14 protein-coding genes are annotated in these 17,940 nt (G+C 57.6%); all 14 read left to right on the forward strand.

What is annotated here, in order from left to right; all coding sequences use genetic code 11:
* Positions 1 to 34 precede the first annotated feature (34 nt).
* The 14 genes from WD429_RS10080 (at position 35) to WD429_RS10145 (ending at position 17,902) form a co-directional block, all read left to right on the forward strand.
* Positions 35 to 3,121 carry a FimV/HubP family polar landmark protein gene (locus WD429_RS10080; RefSeq protein WP_368422045.1) on the forward strand — a complete coding sequence of 1,029 codons (3,087 nt, stop codon included), beginning with the start codon at positions 35 to 37 and terminating at the stop codon, positions 3,119 to 3,121.
* A 101-nt stretch (positions 3,122 to 3,222) separates the two neighbouring features.
* Positions 3,223 to 4,116 carry a tRNA pseudouridine(38-40) synthase TruA gene (truA, locus tag WD429_RS10085; protein WP_368422046.1) on the forward strand — a complete coding sequence of 298 codons (894 nt, stop codon included), beginning with the start codon at positions 3,223 to 3,225 and terminating at the stop codon, positions 4,114 to 4,116.
* 10 nt (positions 4,117 to 4,126) lie between these two features.
* Complete coding sequence (locus WD429_RS10090; RefSeq protein WP_368422047.1) at positions 4,127 to 4,756, forward strand: phosphoribosylanthranilate isomerase; 630 nt, start codon at positions 4,127 to 4,129, stop codon at positions 4,754 to 4,756.
* Positions 4,743 to 5,957, forward strand: coding sequence for a tryptophan synthase subunit beta (gene trpB, locus WD429_RS10095; protein WP_368422048.1), 1,215 nt, complete (start codon positions 4,743 to 4,745; stop codon positions 5,955 to 5,957). Before WD429_RS10090 ends, trpB begins: the two co-directional genes overlap by 14 nt.
* 38 nt (positions 5,958 to 5,995) lie before the next feature.
* Entirely contained in the window at positions 5,996 to 6,808 is an 813-nt protein-coding gene (trpA, locus tag WD429_RS10100) for a tryptophan synthase subunit alpha (protein ID WP_368422049.1), read from the forward strand.
* Between the two features lie 46 nt (positions 6,809 to 6,854).
* A complete protein-coding gene (accD, locus tag WD429_RS10105) occupies positions 6,855 to 7,781 on the forward strand; it encodes an acetyl-CoA carboxylase, carboxyltransferase subunit beta (protein ID WP_368422050.1) in 927 nt (308 codons plus the stop codon).
* A complete protein-coding gene (gene folC, locus WD429_RS10110; RefSeq protein ID WP_368422051.1) occupies positions 7,765 to 9,090 on the forward strand; it encodes a bifunctional tetrahydrofolate synthase/dihydrofolate synthase in 1,326 nt (441 codons plus the stop codon). The genes accD and folC overlap by 17 nt, the downstream gene beginning before the upstream one ends.
* Positions 9,091 to 9,180: 90 nt before the next feature.
* A complete protein-coding gene (locus tag WD429_RS10115; RefSeq protein WP_368422052.1) occupies positions 9,181 to 9,771 on the forward strand; it encodes an SPOR domain-containing protein in 591 nt (196 codons plus the stop codon).
* A 104-nt stretch (positions 9,772 to 9,875) separates the two neighbouring features.
* Positions 9,876 to 10,445, forward strand: coding sequence for a CvpA family protein (locus WD429_RS10120; RefSeq protein ID WP_368422053.1), 570 nt, complete (start codon positions 9,876 to 9,878; stop codon positions 10,443 to 10,445).
* Between the two features lie 36 nt (positions 10,446 to 10,481).
* Positions 10,482 to 12,005 (forward strand): amidophosphoribosyltransferase, encoded by a 1,524-nt coding sequence (gene purF / locus WD429_RS10125; RefSeq protein ID WP_368422054.1) that lies wholly within the window; start codon positions 10,482 to 10,484, stop codon positions 12,003 to 12,005.
* A gap of 30 nt (positions 12,006 to 12,035) precedes the next feature.
* On the forward strand, positions 12,036 to 13,259 hold the full coding sequence (locus WD429_RS10130) for an O-succinylhomoserine sulfhydrylase (protein ID WP_368422055.1): 1,224 nt from the start codon (positions 12,036 to 12,038) through the stop codon (positions 13,257 to 13,259).
* A 25-nt stretch (positions 13,260 to 13,284) separates the two neighbouring features.
* Positions 13,285 to 15,900, forward strand: a complete 2,616-nt coding sequence (locus WD429_RS10135) for a DNA translocase FtsK (protein ID WP_368422056.1) — start codon at positions 13,285 to 13,287, stop codon at positions 15,898 to 15,900.
* A 50-nt stretch (positions 15,901 to 15,950) separates the two neighbouring features.
* Positions 15,951 to 16,565, forward strand: a complete 615-nt coding sequence (lolA, locus tag WD429_RS10140) for an outer membrane lipoprotein chaperone LolA (RefSeq protein ID WP_368422134.1) — start codon at positions 15,951 to 15,953, stop codon at positions 16,563 to 16,565.
* Positions 16,565 to 17,902: a replication-associated recombination protein A gene (locus WD429_RS10145; RefSeq protein ID WP_368422057.1), complete on the forward strand. Its 1,338-nt coding sequence runs from the start codon at positions 16,565 to 16,567 to the stop codon at positions 17,900 to 17,902. Before lolA ends, WD429_RS10145 begins: the two co-directional genes overlap by 1 nt.
* Positions 17,903 to 17,940: the final 38 nt, after the last annotated feature.

Consider the following 17,940-nt stretch of genomic DNA (forward strand, 5'->3'; position numbering starts at 1 on the left):
AGTAACGAATAACGGAGACTGGTAAGGAAAAAGCATGAAGGTACGCAAGCTTGCGGTTGCCCTGGCTCTGGCGGGAGGGCTCGGTTCCGGAGTCGCACAGGCGCTGGGATTGGGTGAGATTGAATTGCAGTCCTATCTCAATGAGCCTTTGGACGCGGAAATCAATCTGCGAAAAAGCCAAGGGATAGAGCCTGACGATGTATTCGTCAATATTGCCTCTGACAACGATTATCAACGGGTCGGTATCGCCCGCAATCATTTCCTTTCCAAGCTTCAGTTCGAGGTGACGACCAGCCGCGATGGCAGCCTGATCGTCAACGTATCCTCGAGAGAACCCCTGCGTGAGCCATACCTGAACTTCCTGCTGGAAGTGACCTGGCCCAATGGCAGGCTGATGCGCGAGTATGCGGTGCTGGTTGACCCGCCCGTGTACGCCGAGGAGTCCGGAGTGCAGGAGAGCGTATCGGTGCCTGAAACCCGATCGCTGCCCGCGCCGGAGCCAAGCCGTCAACAAATGCAGGCACCCGTTCGTCAAGCCTCTGATACCGGAAATGCGTCGCGCTCTGGCCAGCGCCGCACCCTTGAGCCGACCAACCCGTCTGACACGCTCTGGAAGATCGCTGCCAGCACACGTCCCGATAGCAGCGTGTCGATGCAGCAGATGATGCTCGCGATTCAGGATCTGAATCCTGATGCGTTCATGGACGGTAATATCAACCGTCTGAAACGCGGCGAAGTGTTGCGTCTCCCTGAAATGGATGACATTCGCAGCCGCAGTGCGGCCGAGGCGAATCGCCAGGTTGCTACCCAGAACGACGCTATGGCCAGCGCTCAGCGTACGGTGGATGCTACCGAGTCGCGCAATTCGACTGAAAGTGATGGTGCGTCAGGCAGTGCTGGCGGTGATGAACTTCGATTGATTGCCGCGGAAGACAGCGAGAGCCGTTCTCAGGAAGACGGCGGTTCCGCCGGTGGTGATGGCCAGACTGCCGGTGGTGCAGACGCCGGATCAGCCGTTGCGATGGAAGAGCTAGAAAGCGCCCGCCGTGAAAATGATGAACTGAACAGCCGGGTTGACGATTTGCAGGATCAGGTTCAAACCCTGCAGCGTCTGCTTGAGCTCAAAGACACCCAGCTTGCTGAAATGCAGCAGGTGGATGACGGTAACTCCGAAGCAGAGCTGCCGGACAGTGAGCAGCCAGTCGGTGATCAGCAAATGGCTGGAGCAGAGCCTCAGGAAGGTGACGATGCCCTGGCCGATGGCGATACCCAAGACGGCTCCTCTAGCGATGCCAACGCGAGCGACGTAACCGGCGAGGAATCGCAGCCTGGCGACGCGGACATTGCAGATACTGCCGGTGCCGAAGATGCCGAGGAGGTCGAAGCACCTGAGACCGGTGAACAGGCTGAGGCAGAGCAAGTCGAGCCTGGCGAAGAGATTGAGGTGGCTGCCACTGATGCTGACGATGCACCGCAGGCAAACACGGAACCGGTGGCCCCCGCTGAGAAACCGGCCAAAGAGTTTCCGGCCAATGTGATTGATGCGATCACCAATAACCCTCTGTACCAGATTGCATTGGGTGGCGGTCTTGTTGTTCTGTTGCTGCTGCTATTGCTGCTTGCGCGTCGTAACGCCAACCGCGAAAAAGTATTCTATGAACAGTTGAACGGAGAGAGTGACGAAAGCTCAGATACCTTCGACCTGAATCTGGACGACGAAGTTGACGCTACCGCACACGCGGATGGCGACGCTATGGCTGAGGCCGAGGCCTACATCGCATACGGCCAGATGGATAAGGCGGCAGAAACGCTGGAAACCGCTATCTCCAGTGAGCCGAGCCGGTCCGATCTGCGGCTGATGTTGCTGGGCGTGTACGCGGACACTCAGGATCGCGGATCCTTCGAAAAGCAGTTCGCGGAAATTGAGACGCTGGATGACGAACAGGCAATCGCTGAAGCCGTGGTACTCCGGGAGCGCCTGGACGAGGCGGAAGCGATGCCAAGCATCGACGACCTCGAATCACAGCTGCGTTCCGATTCTGGTGGTGCCAGGGAGGAAGAGTTACCTGCAGATCAGCGTGAGACGCTGGAAGACGATTTTTCAGACCTGGATCTATCCGATTCGACGCTTGAAGAAGAGAAATCCGACACTGAATCCTCACAAAGTGACGTGATCGACTTCGATCTGTCGGGCCTGGAGACAGACCAGCCGGAAGCGCCGGACACTGACAAGCCGGCGTCCGCCGAAAAAGCCGATGAGCCAGAGGAGGACGAGTTCAGCTTTGACTTTGACGAATCCGAGTTTGAGACAACGGCCGATGATGAGAAGCCTCTGGAGCAGGAAGACGAACTTCCGTCGCTCGACGAAGAGGACCACGACCTGGGCGCAGGGCTGACCGAAGAATCGATTGAAACGCCTATTGAAAAGCCCACCGAGGAATCTGAGGAAGTACCCGAGGAGGCATCTGCCGATGACGCTGGTGAAGCGTTGGGTGATCTGGATGAATCGTTCCTCGATGAACTCGATGCCGAGCTCGACAAGGTAGCCGGAGAGCCGGAAGAGACAGCAAGTCCGGAAGATGAGACGTCATCCCTGGATGATCTTGAACTGGACGTTTCCGATGAAGATCTTGCGTTGATGGAGGAATTTGCTGATTCTGGTGATTCCGCCAACTCGGAAGCTCGGGAGCCTGATGTTGCTATCGATGGTGAGCTGGGCCTTGAAGACGCACTGCAGGATGAAAGCGCCAAGACGCCTGAAGATGTGACGGCGGAAGCCGGGGATCTTGGCGTCCAGGATGACCTCATCGATCTGGAAGGCCTTGAGGAGTTTGACGGCCTCGAAGAAGAGTCGGCTGAGCCGCCTCTGGCATCCGATGCGGTCGACAAAGGTGCCCGTGATTCGGCAGCCGAAGAGATCGACGAAACCGAACTCGGTGACGACGATGACTTCGATTTCCTGGCAGGCACGGATGAAGCGGCCACCAAGCTCGATCTTGCACGTGCCTACATCGAGATGGGCGACGCGGACGGTGCCAGGGATATTCTGGAAGAAGTAATCCTGGAAGGAGACGATGCGCAGAAAGTCGAAGCGCAGGATCTTCTTAAAAATCTGTCCTGATTCGTTATAATCAGGCTCATTGAGTCAACAGCGCCGGCTCCCGGGAATTTCCCGGCCAGAGCCGGCGTTTTGTTTTGTACCCTGTATAACCGGATATCCACTTGTTCCACAGCCCGCAACCTCTAACCACAGATAATGCCATTGGCGACGGGCGTGTCGCCCTGGCGCTGGAATACGATGGCCGGTCATTCCATGGCTGGCAGCTTCAGAAATCCGGTGTCCGCTCAGTGCAGGCCGAACTGGCCAAGGCGGTTTCCCGCGTGGCGGATCATCCGGTGGATCTGGTTTGCGCCGGGCGGACGGATGCCTGCGTTCACGCGGGGTACCAGATTGTGCACTTTGACACGCCGGCGGTTCGCAATCTGCGGTCGTGGGTGATGGGCATTAATACGGCGCTGCCGGATGATATTGCGGTGCACTGGGCGGGTAACGGCGTTGGCGATTTTCACGCACGATTTTCCGCCACCTACCGCCGTTATCGGTATGTGATCTACAACAGCCCGGTCAGACCAGGTATTCAGCGTGGACAGGTGAGCTGGACCTTTCGTCCGCTTGATGCCGAGCGTATGCACCTGGCGGCCCAGGCCCTGTGTGGCGAACACGATTTTTCGTCGTTCCGTGCGGCCGGTTGTCAATCCCGGTCACCGAACCGGTTCATGGAGCACGTGACGGTAACCCGAAAGGAAGATTTTGTCGTAATTGACGTTCAGGCCAACGCTTTTCTGCACCACATGGTGAGGAATATTGCCGGAGCGCTGATGGCGGTTGGCAATGGCAGGCGACCTGTCTCGTGGATTCATGAGATACTGCAAGCCAGAGATCGCACTGTAGCCGGTGTGACGGCTCCGCCTTTCGGCTTGTACCTGGTGGATGTAGGGTATCCTGACCGTTTCGGGATACCGACAGCGCAGTGTGGGCCAGGCTTCGTTCGACCCTGGTTCGAACATGAACAGAACGCGTCGAAACAGCCGTCCTGGACTCATCGACCCAACTGACTCTGACATTATGAGAACCCGAGTAAAAATCTGCGGTATCACACGCTCCGAAGACGTCCGGGCTGCTGCCGATGCCGGTGCGGACGCTCTCGGCCTTGTGTTTTATGAACCGAGCCCGCGGTATGTCAGCCCGGCACAGGCCGCGAACCTGGCCGCCGCCACCCCCGCGTTTGTCGGGGTGACAGGGCTGTTCGTTAATCCTGATCGCGCCTGGGTCGAGGAGGTTCTGTCGGCGGTCCCGCTGGATTTGCTGCAGTTTCATGGCGATGAGTCAGCGGATTTCTGTGCCAGCTTTGGAAAGCGCTGGATCAAGGCTGTGCGGGTTCGTGAAGCCGGGGAAATCGAGGCCGCATTCAGGCGCTTTTCGGGTGCCAGCGGGTTGCTGGTCGATGCCTGGGATCCCCAGCGTTACGGCGGAACCGGCAAGTGCTTCAACTGGTCATTGATACCGGGCGAACGGCCAATGCCGTTGATATTGGCCGGAGGCCTTGCTTCTGATAACGTTGCCAGCGCCGTCACGCAGGTGAAACCCTGGGCGGTCGACGTCAGTGGTGGGGTTGAAATCAGTAAAGGTGTAAAAAGCCGCGCAAAAATATCTGACTTTATAAACGAGGTTCACCGTGTCGATGAAACTGACTGAAGAAATGCTGAGCGCACTTCCGGATGCACGGGGTCACTTCGGTGCCTACGGCGGACGGTTCGTATCGGAAACCCTGATGGATTCCCTGATGACGCTTGAGAAAGAGTACTTGCGTCTCAAACACGATCCTGAGTTTCAGAAAACCTTTGATGAGGATCTCGCGCACTACGTTGGCCGGCCAAGTCCGTTGTATTTTGCTGAACGGCTGACACGGGAAGCCGGCGGTGCGCAGATCTGGCTCAAGCGGGAAGACCTCAATCACACCGGTGCCCACAAGGTTAATAACACGATTGGTCAGGCGCTGTTGGCCAGTTTCCTGGGCAAAAAACGAGTGATTGCGGAAACCGGTGCCGGCCAGCACGGTGTGGCAACCGCAACGGTGTGTGCGCGTCTCGGGCTTGAGTGTCATGTGTTTATGGGCGCTGAGGACGTCAAGCGCCAGTCGCTCAATGTGTATCGAATGAAACTGTTGGGCGCAGAGGTTCACTCGGTTCACAGTGGCACCAAAACCCTGAAGGACGCCATGAATGATGCCATGCGCGACTGGGTTGCGAATGTTGACGATACCTTCTACATCATCGGCACCGTGGCTGGGCCGCATCCGTATCCTTTGCTCGTTCGTGACTTTCAGTCAGTGATTGGCCGTGAAACCCGTGAACAGTCGCTGGCCCAGGCCGGCCGTCTGCCTGACGCCCTGGTGGCCTGCGTTGGTGGCGGATCCAACGCCATAGGCATGTTTTATCCTTTCCTGACGGATGAGTCCGTGCAGATGTACGGCGTGGAAGCAGGGGGCCTCGGTATCGATTCCGGCCAACACGCTGCGCCTTTGTGTGCCGGTCGTCCGGGCGTGCTTCATGGCAATCGCACCTATTTGATGGAAGACGAGAATGGCCAGATTGCCAGTACCCACTCCGTCAGTGCCGGGCTGGATTATCCGGGGGTTGGGCCTGAGCATAGCTGGTTGAAAGACATCGGCCGCGCGCATTATGTCTCGGTCACGGACGATGAAGCGCTGGATGGATTTCGCAAACTGACTCAGGTCGAGGGCATAATGCCAGCGCTTGAAACCGCCCACGCGGTGGCCTATGCGCTGAAACTTGCCCCGACCATGGACAAGGATCAGGTGATTGTGATCAACATCTCCGGCCGCGGTGACAAGGATATCCACACCGTCGCGCAACTGGACGGCATTGACGTCTGAACCACCGCAATCCGGCAGAAAAAGAAACAGGAGCAGGCATGAGTCGAATTCAAGGGGTGTTGAAAACCCTGAAGGGCCAGGGCCGCAAGGCATTGATTCCCTATATTACCGCAGGTGATCCGCACCCGGATCAGACCGTGGCGTTGATGCACACCCTGGTAGAGGCTGGTGCCGACATCATCGAACTCGGAGTGCCGTTCTCTGACCCGATGGCCGATGGCCCGGTGATTCAACTGGCCTGTGAGCGTGCACTCAGACACGGCACATCGCTGCGTCAGGTGATTGCCATGGTCAAGGACTTCAGAAGCACCAACGATTCCACGCCGGTGGTACTGATGGGGTACCTTAACCCGATGGAAGCCATGGGTTACGAAGCCTTCGCGGACGCCGCCGCAGACGCTGGCGTGGATGGCATTCTGACGGTGGATTTGCCACCGGAAGAAGCCGATGAGGTGGCACCGCTGTTCACCGCACGCAACCTCGATGCCATATTTCTACTGGCACCGACCACCACCGATGACCGGATTCGTTCAATTAGTGAGCACTCTTCCGGCTATGTGTACTATGTTTCAGTTAAGGGTATTACGGGGGCTGGTAAGATAAACGTGGATGAAGTGGCTGCCAAGGTTGCTCACATTCATGAAATCACGGCACTCCCGGTAGGGGTAGGCTTCGGCATTCGTGATGCTGAAACCGCAGCGGCCATTGGCCGGGTATCCGATGGTGTAATTGTTGGCAGCGTGCTGGTCGATATAATAGCCCGAAATCAGGCAGATACTGATCAGCTCAAACGGGCGCTGACAGATTTGCTCCACCCAATGCGTGAAGCACTGGACGGCCTGGCTTCCTGAACACAGGTAGGCCTGGCGGGCAGGCATCAAAGGATAGGATGAGATCATGAGTAACTGGCTGGACAAAATCATGCCGAGCAAGATTCGTTCGGAATCCAAGCAGCGTACTGGTGTGCCGGAGGGGTTGTGGAAGAAGTGTCCGAAATGTGGCGCATTTCTCTACAAACCTGAGCTTGAGAAAAACCTGGACGTCTGCCCCAAGTGCAACCACCACCTCAGGGTGCATGCCCGTCGTCGGCTGGCCATTTTTCTCGACCAAGACGGCCGGGAAGAAATCGCCGCTGAACTTGAGCCCTGGGATCGTCTCAAGTTCAAAGACACCAAGCGTTACAAAGACCGCCTGTCTCACGCCCAGAAATCCACCGGGGAGAAAGATGCTCTGGTCGTCATGAAGGGGACGACTCTGGGCCTGCCGTTGGTGGCCTGTGCGTTCGAGTTCAATTTCCTGGGCGGTTCCATGGGGCAAGTGGTCGGCGAAAAATTTGTGCGGGCTGCCAATGTCTGTCTGGAAGAACGGATTCCGTTGGTGTGTTTTGCCGCCAGTGGCGGTGCGCGGATGCAGGAAGCGATCCTGTCGCTGATGCAGATGTCGAAGACAGCCGCCGTGCTTGAACGCATGAAACAGGAAGGCATCCCCTATATTTCAGTGATGACTGACCCGGTCTTTGGTGGGGTGTCTGCAAGCCTCGCCATGCTTGGCGACCTGAACATCGCCGAGCCGAATGCGCTGATTGGCTTCGCCGGGCCCCGGGTGATTGAGCAGACCGTGCGCGAGAAACTTCCGGAAGGCTTCCAGCGCAGTGAGTTTCTGCTGGAACACGGTGCCATCGACATGATTCTTCACCGCCATCAGATGCGGGAAAGAATTGCTCACGTCCTGGCCAAGTTCACCACCCAGGACAAGCCTGCCACCGAAGCGCCGATTGAATTTGAAGTCACTGAAAGACCGGAAATCGATGTCCCTGAACAGTAAAGACGCCGTTCTGTGCCCGACATCTCCGGGCGCAGAGGCTTCACTTCCCCAGTGGCTGTCTTACCTTGAATCGATCCACCCGTCAGACATTGATCTCGGCCTTGACCGGGTGCTGCTCGTTTTGCGGCGCCTGTTCCCCCGTAAACCGACCGCACGCATTGTTACCGTCGCTGGCACCAACGGCAAAGGCAGCACGGTGGCCTGCCTGGAGGCGCTTCTGCTTGCCAGCGGTCGGACGGTGGGTACCTACACGTCGCCCCACCTGCAGCATTACAACGAGCGCGTTCGTATAAACGGGGCCGATGTTGGCGATCAAGCCTTGATTGACGCCTTCAGCGAGGTCGAAACGGCCCGCAGAAACGTGTCTTTGACCTATTTTGAGTTCGGTACGCTTGCGGCATTCGTGGTGCTTGCCAAAGCGGGCGTCGAGGACTGGGTGCTGGAGGTAGGGCTGGGTGGCCGCCTGGATGCAGTCAATGTTCTGGACCCGAACCTGGCGATCATCACCTCAGTCGACATCGACCACGTAGCCTTTCTCGGTAACAACCGGGAAGTGATTGGATTCGAGAAGGCTGGCATATTGCGGCCCCGGGTTCCGGCGATTTATGCCGACATTGACCCACCGCGTTCGGTGTTACAGCAGGTGGCGGCACAACAGGTTGATCTGCAAAGGCTGGGTGAGGATTACACCCTGGTGCCGACAGAGCAGGGCCATCGCCTTGGCTTACGCGACCACGCCTCGGTAGATGTCCCGGCAACGGTTTCGCTGCCATTGAACAGCGTTGCCGCTGCCGCAGTGGCGTTTCATGAGCTGGAGCCGGACGTGTCGGTAGCCATGCTGCCGGATGTGCTGGCAAAGGTCAGCCTTCCCGGACGTTTCGAACGATTGCGGGCATCACCGGCACTCTACGTTGATGTTGGTCACAACCCCCATGCCGCCCGATGGTTGGCGACACGGCTGTCTGCCATAGGATCTCCAGACGGCCGCGTCCTGGCAGTGTACGGCGCGTTGGCCGACAAGGATGTCGAAGGTGTGGTGAGTGCCATGGCGAGCTCAGTTGACCAGTGGTTTTTGGGCGGGCTTGAGTGCCATCGGGGCCTTGACCGGGACACATTGCAACAGCGGGTCGCGTCAGCCGCGGGGTCGTCGGTTCGCTGTGCCTATGCGACCGTCAGCGACGCATTGGAGGCGGCCATGGCGATGGCGAGGCCCGAGGATGTGGTGATCGCGTTCGGCTCTTTCTTTACCGTGGCAGAGGTCCGGCAGCGGCTAAGCTTGGAGCCGGGGGCAGACGCCACAGCGCCTTAAAGTTTGGTCATGCCTCGCCGGAGGCTTTGAGTTCTCTTCAGTGGGCAGTTAATATCGGTCACAAGCAGTCAAAACAGGGGATATCAGAACGTGGACGGACTGAAGCAGAGAATCATTGGCGCGCTGGTATTGGTGTCACTCGCGGTTATTTTCGTGCCAATGCTGTTTGACGAACCCCATTCGGAACGCACCTCCAATTCGATAAAAATTCCTGAAGAGCCGCCGTTCCCGGAAGTGGATGCGCCTGAGCCGGCGGACAACGACGCCCCTGCCTACCGGCTTGAAGAACCCCAAGAGCCACAAGAGCTCGGCGTTGACGAGCCCGTTGAGCCCCCGGAACCTGCCCCCGACCTAGTAGAGACCGCGAGCGAGCCCGAAGAGCCTGAGGCACCTGAGCCTTCACAAGAGTCAGAAAAGTCGAGCGAGTACACCGGGTCACTTGAGGGTGCCTGGGTGGTTCAGCTGGGCAGCTTTGGCAGCGCGGACAATGCCCAAAATCTTCGCAATAAGGTTCGCGACACCGGTTACAGCTCCCACCTTCAGAAAATTCAGCGCGGCGATGCGAATCTGACCCGCGTGTTCAGCGGGCCGTTTGCGGAAAAGGCCGAAGCGGAGCGGGCGAAAAAAGCGCTGGACCGGGAATTTGGTCTTAACAGCCTGGTCACCAGCGGCGGAAAATAATTCAGCGCTTTATCGCGGTTTTCTGCGCTTATGCCAAAGCGGTAGTTTGGCGCGAGGGCGTTTCCTGATAGAATTCGCGCTTCGATATCGCCACCGGATGTTTCATGGAAGCGCTGATCTGGATTGACTGGGTCATCATTGCCCTCATCGCCGTATCCACTCTCATCAGCCTCAAACGGGGTTTCATCAAAGAAGCCCTGTCGCTGGTTACCTGGGTAGGTGCCTTCATCATTGCGCGCACGTTCCACCCGCAAATGCAGGCTCTTCTGGAGAGTACGGTAGAAACACCGATGGTGCGGCTGATTGCCGCATTCGCTATTCTTTTTTTCGGCACCCTGATCGTGGGTGCCATCATCAATAACATGATCGGCCACCTGGTCAGAGCCACTGGCCTCTCCGCGACTGACCGGGTCCTGGGGATGGGCTTTGGCCTGCTCCGTGGTGTGGTGGTGGTTATCGTCGGTATTGCCTTTACGCGATATACGCCGCTGGCCCAGGACACCTGGTGGCAGAATTCGGTCATGATCAACCGGCTGGCGGTCGTGGAAGACTGGTCCAGACGTACCCTCGGGGATGAGTTTGCACGGTTTCTGGGCCCAGCCGCAGAAGGCGCTGCTGTATCCCCGGACCCTCAGCAGGAAGAAGGCGTGGAACCTGAGTCCACGTCTCGCTAACATTCAGTATTAAACGCTTCGGAGATTACCGTATCCATGTGTGGCATTGTCGGCATAGTCAGTACTTCCAACGTGAATCAGTCGCTTTATGATGCGCTGACCGTTCTTCAGCACCGGGGCCAGGATGCGGCGGGTATTGTGACATTTCAGGATGAACGGTTTTACCTCCGAAAAGACAACGGTCTGGTCAGAGACGTGTTTCGCACTCGCCATATGCGCCGTCTGGTTGGCAACGTTGGTATCGGGCATGTGCGTTACCCGACCGCTGGTAGCTCCAGCTCGGCGGAAGCCCAGCCGTTCTACGTCAACAGTCCCTATGGCATTACGCTGGCCCATAACGGCAATCTGACCAACGCCGATGATCTCAGCAACGATCTGTTCCGTACCGATCTGCGGCACATCAATACCAATTCTGACTCCGAGGTACTGCTGAATGTGTTTGCCCACGAGCTCCAGAAACTGGGCAAGCTGAACCCGACCAAAGATGACATTTTCTCCGCGGTGCGGGCGGTTCATCAGCGCTGCCGTGGCGCTTACGCAGTCATTGCCATGATTACCGGCCATGGCATTGTCGGGTTCCGGGACCCCAATGGCATTCGGCCTGCCTGCTACGGTGTTCGCGAAACGGACGAAGGCAAGTCCTATATGATCGCGTCGGAAAGTGTCGCGTTGAGTGCGGCGGGCTATACCCTGGTCCGTGACATCGCGCCCGGCGAGGCCGTCTACATAGAAACCGATGGCACGCTCTATACCGAACAGTGTTCTGAGAACCCTCACCTTTACCCGTGCATATTCGAGCACGTGTATTTTGCGCGTCCCGACTCAATCATCGACAAGGTGTCGGTGTACAAGGCGCGCCTGCGGATGGGTGAAACCCTTGCGGAAAAGGTGCTGAGAGAATGTCCGGACCATGACATTGATGTGGTTATGCCCATCCCGGATACCAGCCGCACCTCGGCCATGCAGATGGCTTATTTGCTGGGTGTCAAATTCCGCGAAGGCTTCATCAAGAACCGTTACATCGGCCGCACATTTATCATGCCCGGGCAGAAGATGCGGAAAAAATCCGTTCGTCAGAAGCTGAACCCGATCGACCTGGAGTTCCGTGGCAAAAACGTCATGCTGGTTGACGATTCCATTGTCCGGGGCACCACCTGTAAAGAAATTGTCCAGATGGCTCGTGACGCCGGTGCGCGTAAAGTGTATTTCGCTTCTGCCGCGCCCCCGGTGCGTTACCCGAATGTGTACGGCATCGACATGCCCTCTGCCAGCGAACTGATTGCCCACGACCGCACCGTCGAGGAAATTCGTGACCTGATCGGTGCCGATTGGCTTCTGTACCAGGACCTGGAGGATCTGGTCACCTGTGTCAGTGACGTCAATCCGGACATTGAAGGCTGGGAATGTTCGGTGTTCACCGGCAACTACGTCACCGGGGATGTGGATAAAGCCTATCTGAACCGGCTTGAAGCCATGCGCAACGAAGAAAACCGATTCGAAAGCGGCAATGTGGATTCGGCCGACAACGGCATCATTGACCTGTATAACGATGAAGACTAATTGCCTAATGGCCAGTTTCAGGAGCGAATCATGACATTCTGCCGTGAAGAGCACGTCCGGATTCCGGAGTCGGACCTGGAGGGCATGTCGGTTGACACCCTGGCGGTGAGGGCCGGACAGATCCGAACCGGCGAGCTCGAACACAGTGATGCGATTTTCCCGACCTCCAGCTTCGTGTATGGCAGTGCCGCACAGGCAGCCGCGCGGTTTGGCGGCGAGGAACCGGGCAATATCTATTCCCGTTTCACCAACCCCACAGTGCAGGCATTCGAAGCCCGCATCGCCGCCATGGAAGGGGGGGAGAGAGCCGTGGCCACCGCCTCTGGTATGGCGGCGATCCTCAGCACCTGCATGGCGCTGCTCAAATCCGGAGATCACGTGGTGTGTTCCCGGGGGGTTTTTGGTACCACCAACGTACTGTTTCAGAAGTACCTGGCGAAATTCGGGGTGGACACCACCTTTGTCAGCCTGACGGATCGGTCGCAGTGGGAAGCTGCGATACGACCTGAGACCCGGATGTTGTTTATCGAAACGCCGTCCAACCCGCTGTGCGAAGTCGCGGATATGGCTGCCCTGGCCGAGCTCGCGCACGCCCGTGACGCCCTGTTTGTGGTAGACAACTGTTTCTGTACGCCGGTACTGCAACGCCCATTTGAGCAAGGCGCAGACATCGTTATTCACTCGGCGACCAAATATCTCGACGGCCAGGGCCGCTGTGTCGGTGGTGTTGTTGTCGGGCCTGAAAAGCTGATGGAGGAAGTTTACGGCTTTCTGCGTTCGGCAGGGCCAACCATGAGCCCATTCAACGCCTGGGTGTTTCTTAAGGGGCTGGAAACCTTACCAATCCGTATGCGAGCCCACTGCGACAATGCGTTAGAGTTGGCGCAATGGCTTGAGGGGCAGTCCGCGGTAGCGGAGGTGTTCTACGCCGGGCTTGAAAGCCACCCCCAGCACGAGCTGGCGCGGCAACAGCAGTCTGGCTTTGGTGGTGTTTTATCTTTCCGTCTCAAAGGGGGCAGGGAAGAGGCCTGGGCGTTCATCGATGCCACGCGGATGATTTCCATTACGGCGAACCTTGGCGATGTGAAGACCACCATTACACACCCGGCGACCACGACTCACGGTCGGTTGTCGCCAGAGGACAAGGCTCACGCCGGTATCACAGAAAACCTGGTCAGGATATCGGTTGGTATTGAAGCCGTCGCGGATCTGAAAATCGATCTTCAGCGTGGTTTCAGTGCTCTTGAACAATAATCACCACAGTAACGTCTGAGTATTCATGGCAGAGTCGGCTAAAGCACAAAAGACACAGCAACTGACAGAGAAGCAACAGCGATTCCGTCGCCTGGCGGCTCAGGGAAGCCGTGAAGGTGCCGTTATCGCGTTGATTGCACTGTGTATCTATCTTGCGATGGCTCTGGTGACGTTCAGCCCGTCCGACCCCGGGTGGGCCAGCATCGGTCATGAAACCAGTGTGCAGAACTACGCCGGTCGGACAGGGGCCTGGATTGCCAGCCTGCTGATGGATTTCTTTGGCCACGTGGCCTTCCTGTTCCCCGTGATGGTCGCCGGCTACGCCCTGATGCTGGTGCGCCGCCGCAATGATCCACTGGATCTCCACTGGCCATTGCTGACCATGCGGTTTGGCGGGTTTCTGCTGATTCTGCTGTCCGCAACCAGCCTGCTGTCGCTGTATTCGGTGTTCGGGCTGGGTGTGTCCTCAGGCGGGGTCCTGGGTTCGGCGGTGTCCGAAGCTATGGTCCGTTTTTTCAACCTGCCGGCAACCACCTTGCTGTTGATCGCGATTTTCCTTTTTGCACTGACGGTGACCACCGGACTGTCCTGGTTCTGGTTGATGGATCAGCTTGGGCAGGCAACGCTTCGTGTCAGTCAGCGGCTGAAACAGCTGTTCAGCGCAGACGGTAAGCCGAAACAGTCCGCCAGACCTGACGCAGCGCAAAAAAAGCCACCGGAGCCGGAGCCGCCGGTGGTGGAAGATCGCGTCGAATCAAAGAAAGCGAAAGAAAAGACGAAAGAGAAGGGCGGGCCACGGTGGTGGCACAAGCTTCCAGGCCTTGGCCGCAAGCAGGAAAAAGTCAAAGCCGGAAAACACAATGGCCGGTCCGACAGCCGTCGGGAGCCTGCCATCGACGGCCTGGCCGACACTGGCGACGTGGAACCGGCACGCCTGGAAAGTTTTAGCTCGCGGGACGACCGGGTCGACGCACCCGATAACGTGTCGATGAAGGCATCGCCTAAGGCAAAGCCAAAGGCGGGTGCCGCAGCGTCCCGAGCTTTAAAAATATCCCCTTTCAAACGGGATGAGCCGGCAACAAGCGACAAGAATGGCAAAAACAGTCAGCCGTCGCTGCTGGAAGACGTGGAAAGCCCGATTCCGCCGATTTCCCTACTCGATCCGCCGGAAGAGCACAAAGAGAAAGGGTATTCGGAGGAATCGCTGCAGCACATGTCCCGGCTGCTGGAAGAAAAACTGGCGGATTTCGGTGTCACCGTGGAGGTTGTCGAAGTCAATCCGGGGCCGGTGATTACCCGGTTTGAGATCAAGCCGGCGGCCGGCGTCAAGGTGAGCAAAATTTCCAATCTGGCGAAAGACCTGGCACGTTCATTGGCGGTGCTGAGCGTTCGGGTTGTCGAGGTTATTCCCGGGAAATCCGTGGTTGGTATTGAAATCCCCAACGAAGAGCGGGAAATGGTACGCCTCAGTGAAGTATTGAGCGCGCGCGTGTTCCAGGACTCCTCTTCGCCATTGACCATGGCCCTGGGTAATGACATTGGCGGTAACCCGATGGTGGCGAATCTTTCCAAAATGCCACATCTGCTGGTGGCTGGCACCACAGGCTCGGGTAAGTCCGTTGGTGTGAACGCCATGCTGCTCAGCATGTTGTTGAAAGCCTCCCCTGATGAAGTCCGGTTTATCATGGTCGACCCGAAGATGCTCGAGCTGAGCATCTACGATGGTATTCCGCACTTGCTGGCCCCCGTTGTGACCGATATGAAAGAGGCGGCAAACGCGTTGCGCTGGTGTGTGGCTGAAATGGAGCGCCGCTACCGCCTGATGGCCAACCTGGGGGTGCGGAACCTTGCCGGTTACAACCGCAAGATACGGGATGCCGCGGAGGCCGGTGAGCCGCTACTCGATCCGATCTGGAAACCCGACGAGTATCTGGCCAACGATGAGCAGGAGCGTCCTGAGCTGGAAACCTTGCCCTTCATCGTGGTGGTTATCGATGAATTCGCCGACATGATGATGATTGTCGGCAAAAAAGTGGAAGAACTTATCGCCAGGATCGCGCAGAAGGCGCGAGCGGCGGGTATCCATCTGATCCTCGCGACGCAGAGACCATCGGTGGATGTCATTACCGGCCTGATCAAGGCCAATATCCCGACCCGTATGTCCTTCCAGGTTTCCTCCAAGATCGATTCCCGCACCGTACTGGACCAGGGTGGGGCGGAGCAGTTGTTGGGGCACGGCGACATGCTCTATTTGCCGCCAGGGTCGGGGCTTCCGGTGCGTGTGCACGGGGCTTTTGTCGATGACGACGAAGTGCACCGTGTGGTCAGCGCCTGGAAAGCCAGGGGCGAGCCGGTTTACATCGACGATGTCCTGAATGGCGCGGAAGGTGAAAACCTGCCGGGTGTGCCGACATTGTCCGACGGCGGGGCAGACAGTGAAAACGATTCGCTTTTCGACGAAGCGGTCGCATTCGTAACCGAAGGCCGCAGGGTATCGATATCTTCTGTGCAGCGTAAATTCAAGATCGGATACAACCGGGCTGCAAACCTGGTTGAAGCCATGGAAGCATCGGGTGTGGTCAGTTCTGCGGGCCATAACGGTGCCCGCGAAGTCCTGGCTCCGCCACCACCAAGAGATTAGGAGTTCTGACGATGACACACTTTGCCCGTTCCTTCTGGACGCCATTGCTGATGATGGCTGTGTTGATGCCCGTGACCATTCAGGCGCAGGCGGACAGTCAGGAAGATGCCGCCGAACTTGCAGAAATTCTGGAAAGCTATGAGTCCTACCAGGCGGACTTTATCCAGATTGTCGTCAACGAGAACGGCCAAAATTTCCAGGAATCCCGGGGTTCCCTGAAAGCAAAGCGGCCCGGATTGTTTTACTGGGAGACCAGCCAACCACATTCGCAGTTCATCGTCAGTGATGGTTCCACCGTCGAGCTGTACGATCCGGACCTGGAACAGGTCACGATTCACAATCTGGACGATAAAGTGCAGACAACACCGGCACTGCTGCTTAGCGGCGAAGTAGGGGATCTGAATGAAACCTACAGCGTTTCCAAGCGCAGCAAGGGTGAGAATACCCGCGAATTCACTCTGGAGCCACGGGACGCGGACTCTCTGTTCGTGTCGCTGCGCCTGACGTTTTACAAGGGCGAGCTGCAGGAAATGCGAATGGAAGATTCGCTCTCGCAACTCAGCGTGTTGAGCTTTAACGGGATTGAAGTCAACAGCGCCATCGATGACACGGTATTTACGCTCGACTACCCGGACGAGGTCGACGTCATCCGGGACGGGGCCTGATGCAGGATAGCCTGTTCCAGGAGCAGGAGGGATTTCGCCCCCTCGCCGCGCGAATGCGGCTCCGGACCCTCGACGACTACGTCGGCCAGGCCCACCTGGTCGGCCCGGGTAAACCGCTGCGCAGAGCGGTAGAACAGGGCCAACTTCACTCCATGATTCTATGGGGCCCGCCCGGCGTCGGCAAAACCACCTTCGCCCAACTGCTGGCGAACCTCAGCGACCTCAGTTTTGAAACCGTATCGGCGGTGCTCAGCGGTGTTAAAGACATTCGCGAAATTGTGGCACGTGCAAAAAACCGAAAACGCATGGAAGGCCGAGACACCCTGCTGTTCGTTGACGAAGTTCACCGCTTCAATAAAGGTCAGCAGGATGCGTTTCTGCCGCATATTGAAGACGGCACGTTTATTTTTGTCGGTGCCACCACCGAGAACCCCTCGTTTGAACTGAATAGCGCCTTGCTGTCACGCACTCGCGTGTACGTGCTCAAAAACCTGGAGGAGGACGACATTATCTGCCTGCTCCGGCGTGCACTGGGTGCGGAGGAAGGGCTCAATGGCGAAATTGCCGTCAGCGATGCGGTGTTGTTGATGATGGCCTCAGCCTCTGGCGGAGACGCTCGCAGGGCGCTGAATATTCTGGAGGTCGCCGGTGATCTGGCCGAGGTGGATGACCAGGGTCAGCTTCAGATCACCGAAGACCACCTTGAGCAGGTTCTGCAGACCAGCCTCCGGCGGTTCGATAAGGGTGGGGATGTTTTTTACGATCAGATTTCAGCCCTTCACAAGTCGGTTCGTGGGTCAGATCCCGACGGCGCGCTTTACTGGCTTTGCAGAATGCTCGACGGTGGCTGTGATCCCTTGTATGTGGCCCGGCGGCTGGTAAGAATCGCCAGTGAGGATATCGGCAACGCCGACCCCCGAGCACTTCAGCTGTCACTCGACGCGTGGGATGCCCAGGAACGGCTGGGGTCTCCCGAAGGCGAACTGACATTGGCCCAGGCAGTAACCTACCTGGCTCTGGCCCCTAAGAGCATTGGTGTCTACAACGCTTTTAACCAGTGCATGGCGGATATTCGCAGCGATCCGGATTACGACGTACCGGTGCACTTGCGCAATGCCCCAACCAAACTGATGAAAACTCTCGGCCACGGTGACGACTACCGGTACGCCCATGATGAGCAGGATGCCTTCGCCGCCGGGGAATCCTACCTGCCAGAGGCGATCTACCAGCGCCGCTATTATGAACCGGTCAATCGCGGGCTTGAAATCAAGCTCTCGGAAAAGCGCCAGCGGCTGGATGCCCTCAACGCCCAAAGTCCTCGTAAACGCTATTCCTGAGCCGGGCTGGTACGGTAGCCACCAGCGTCAGCGCAGGT

The sequence above is a fragment of the Marinobacter sp. genome, assembly GCF_040904845.1.
Lineage (GTDB): Bacteria > Pseudomonadota > Gammaproteobacteria > Pseudomonadales > Oleiphilaceae > Marinobacter.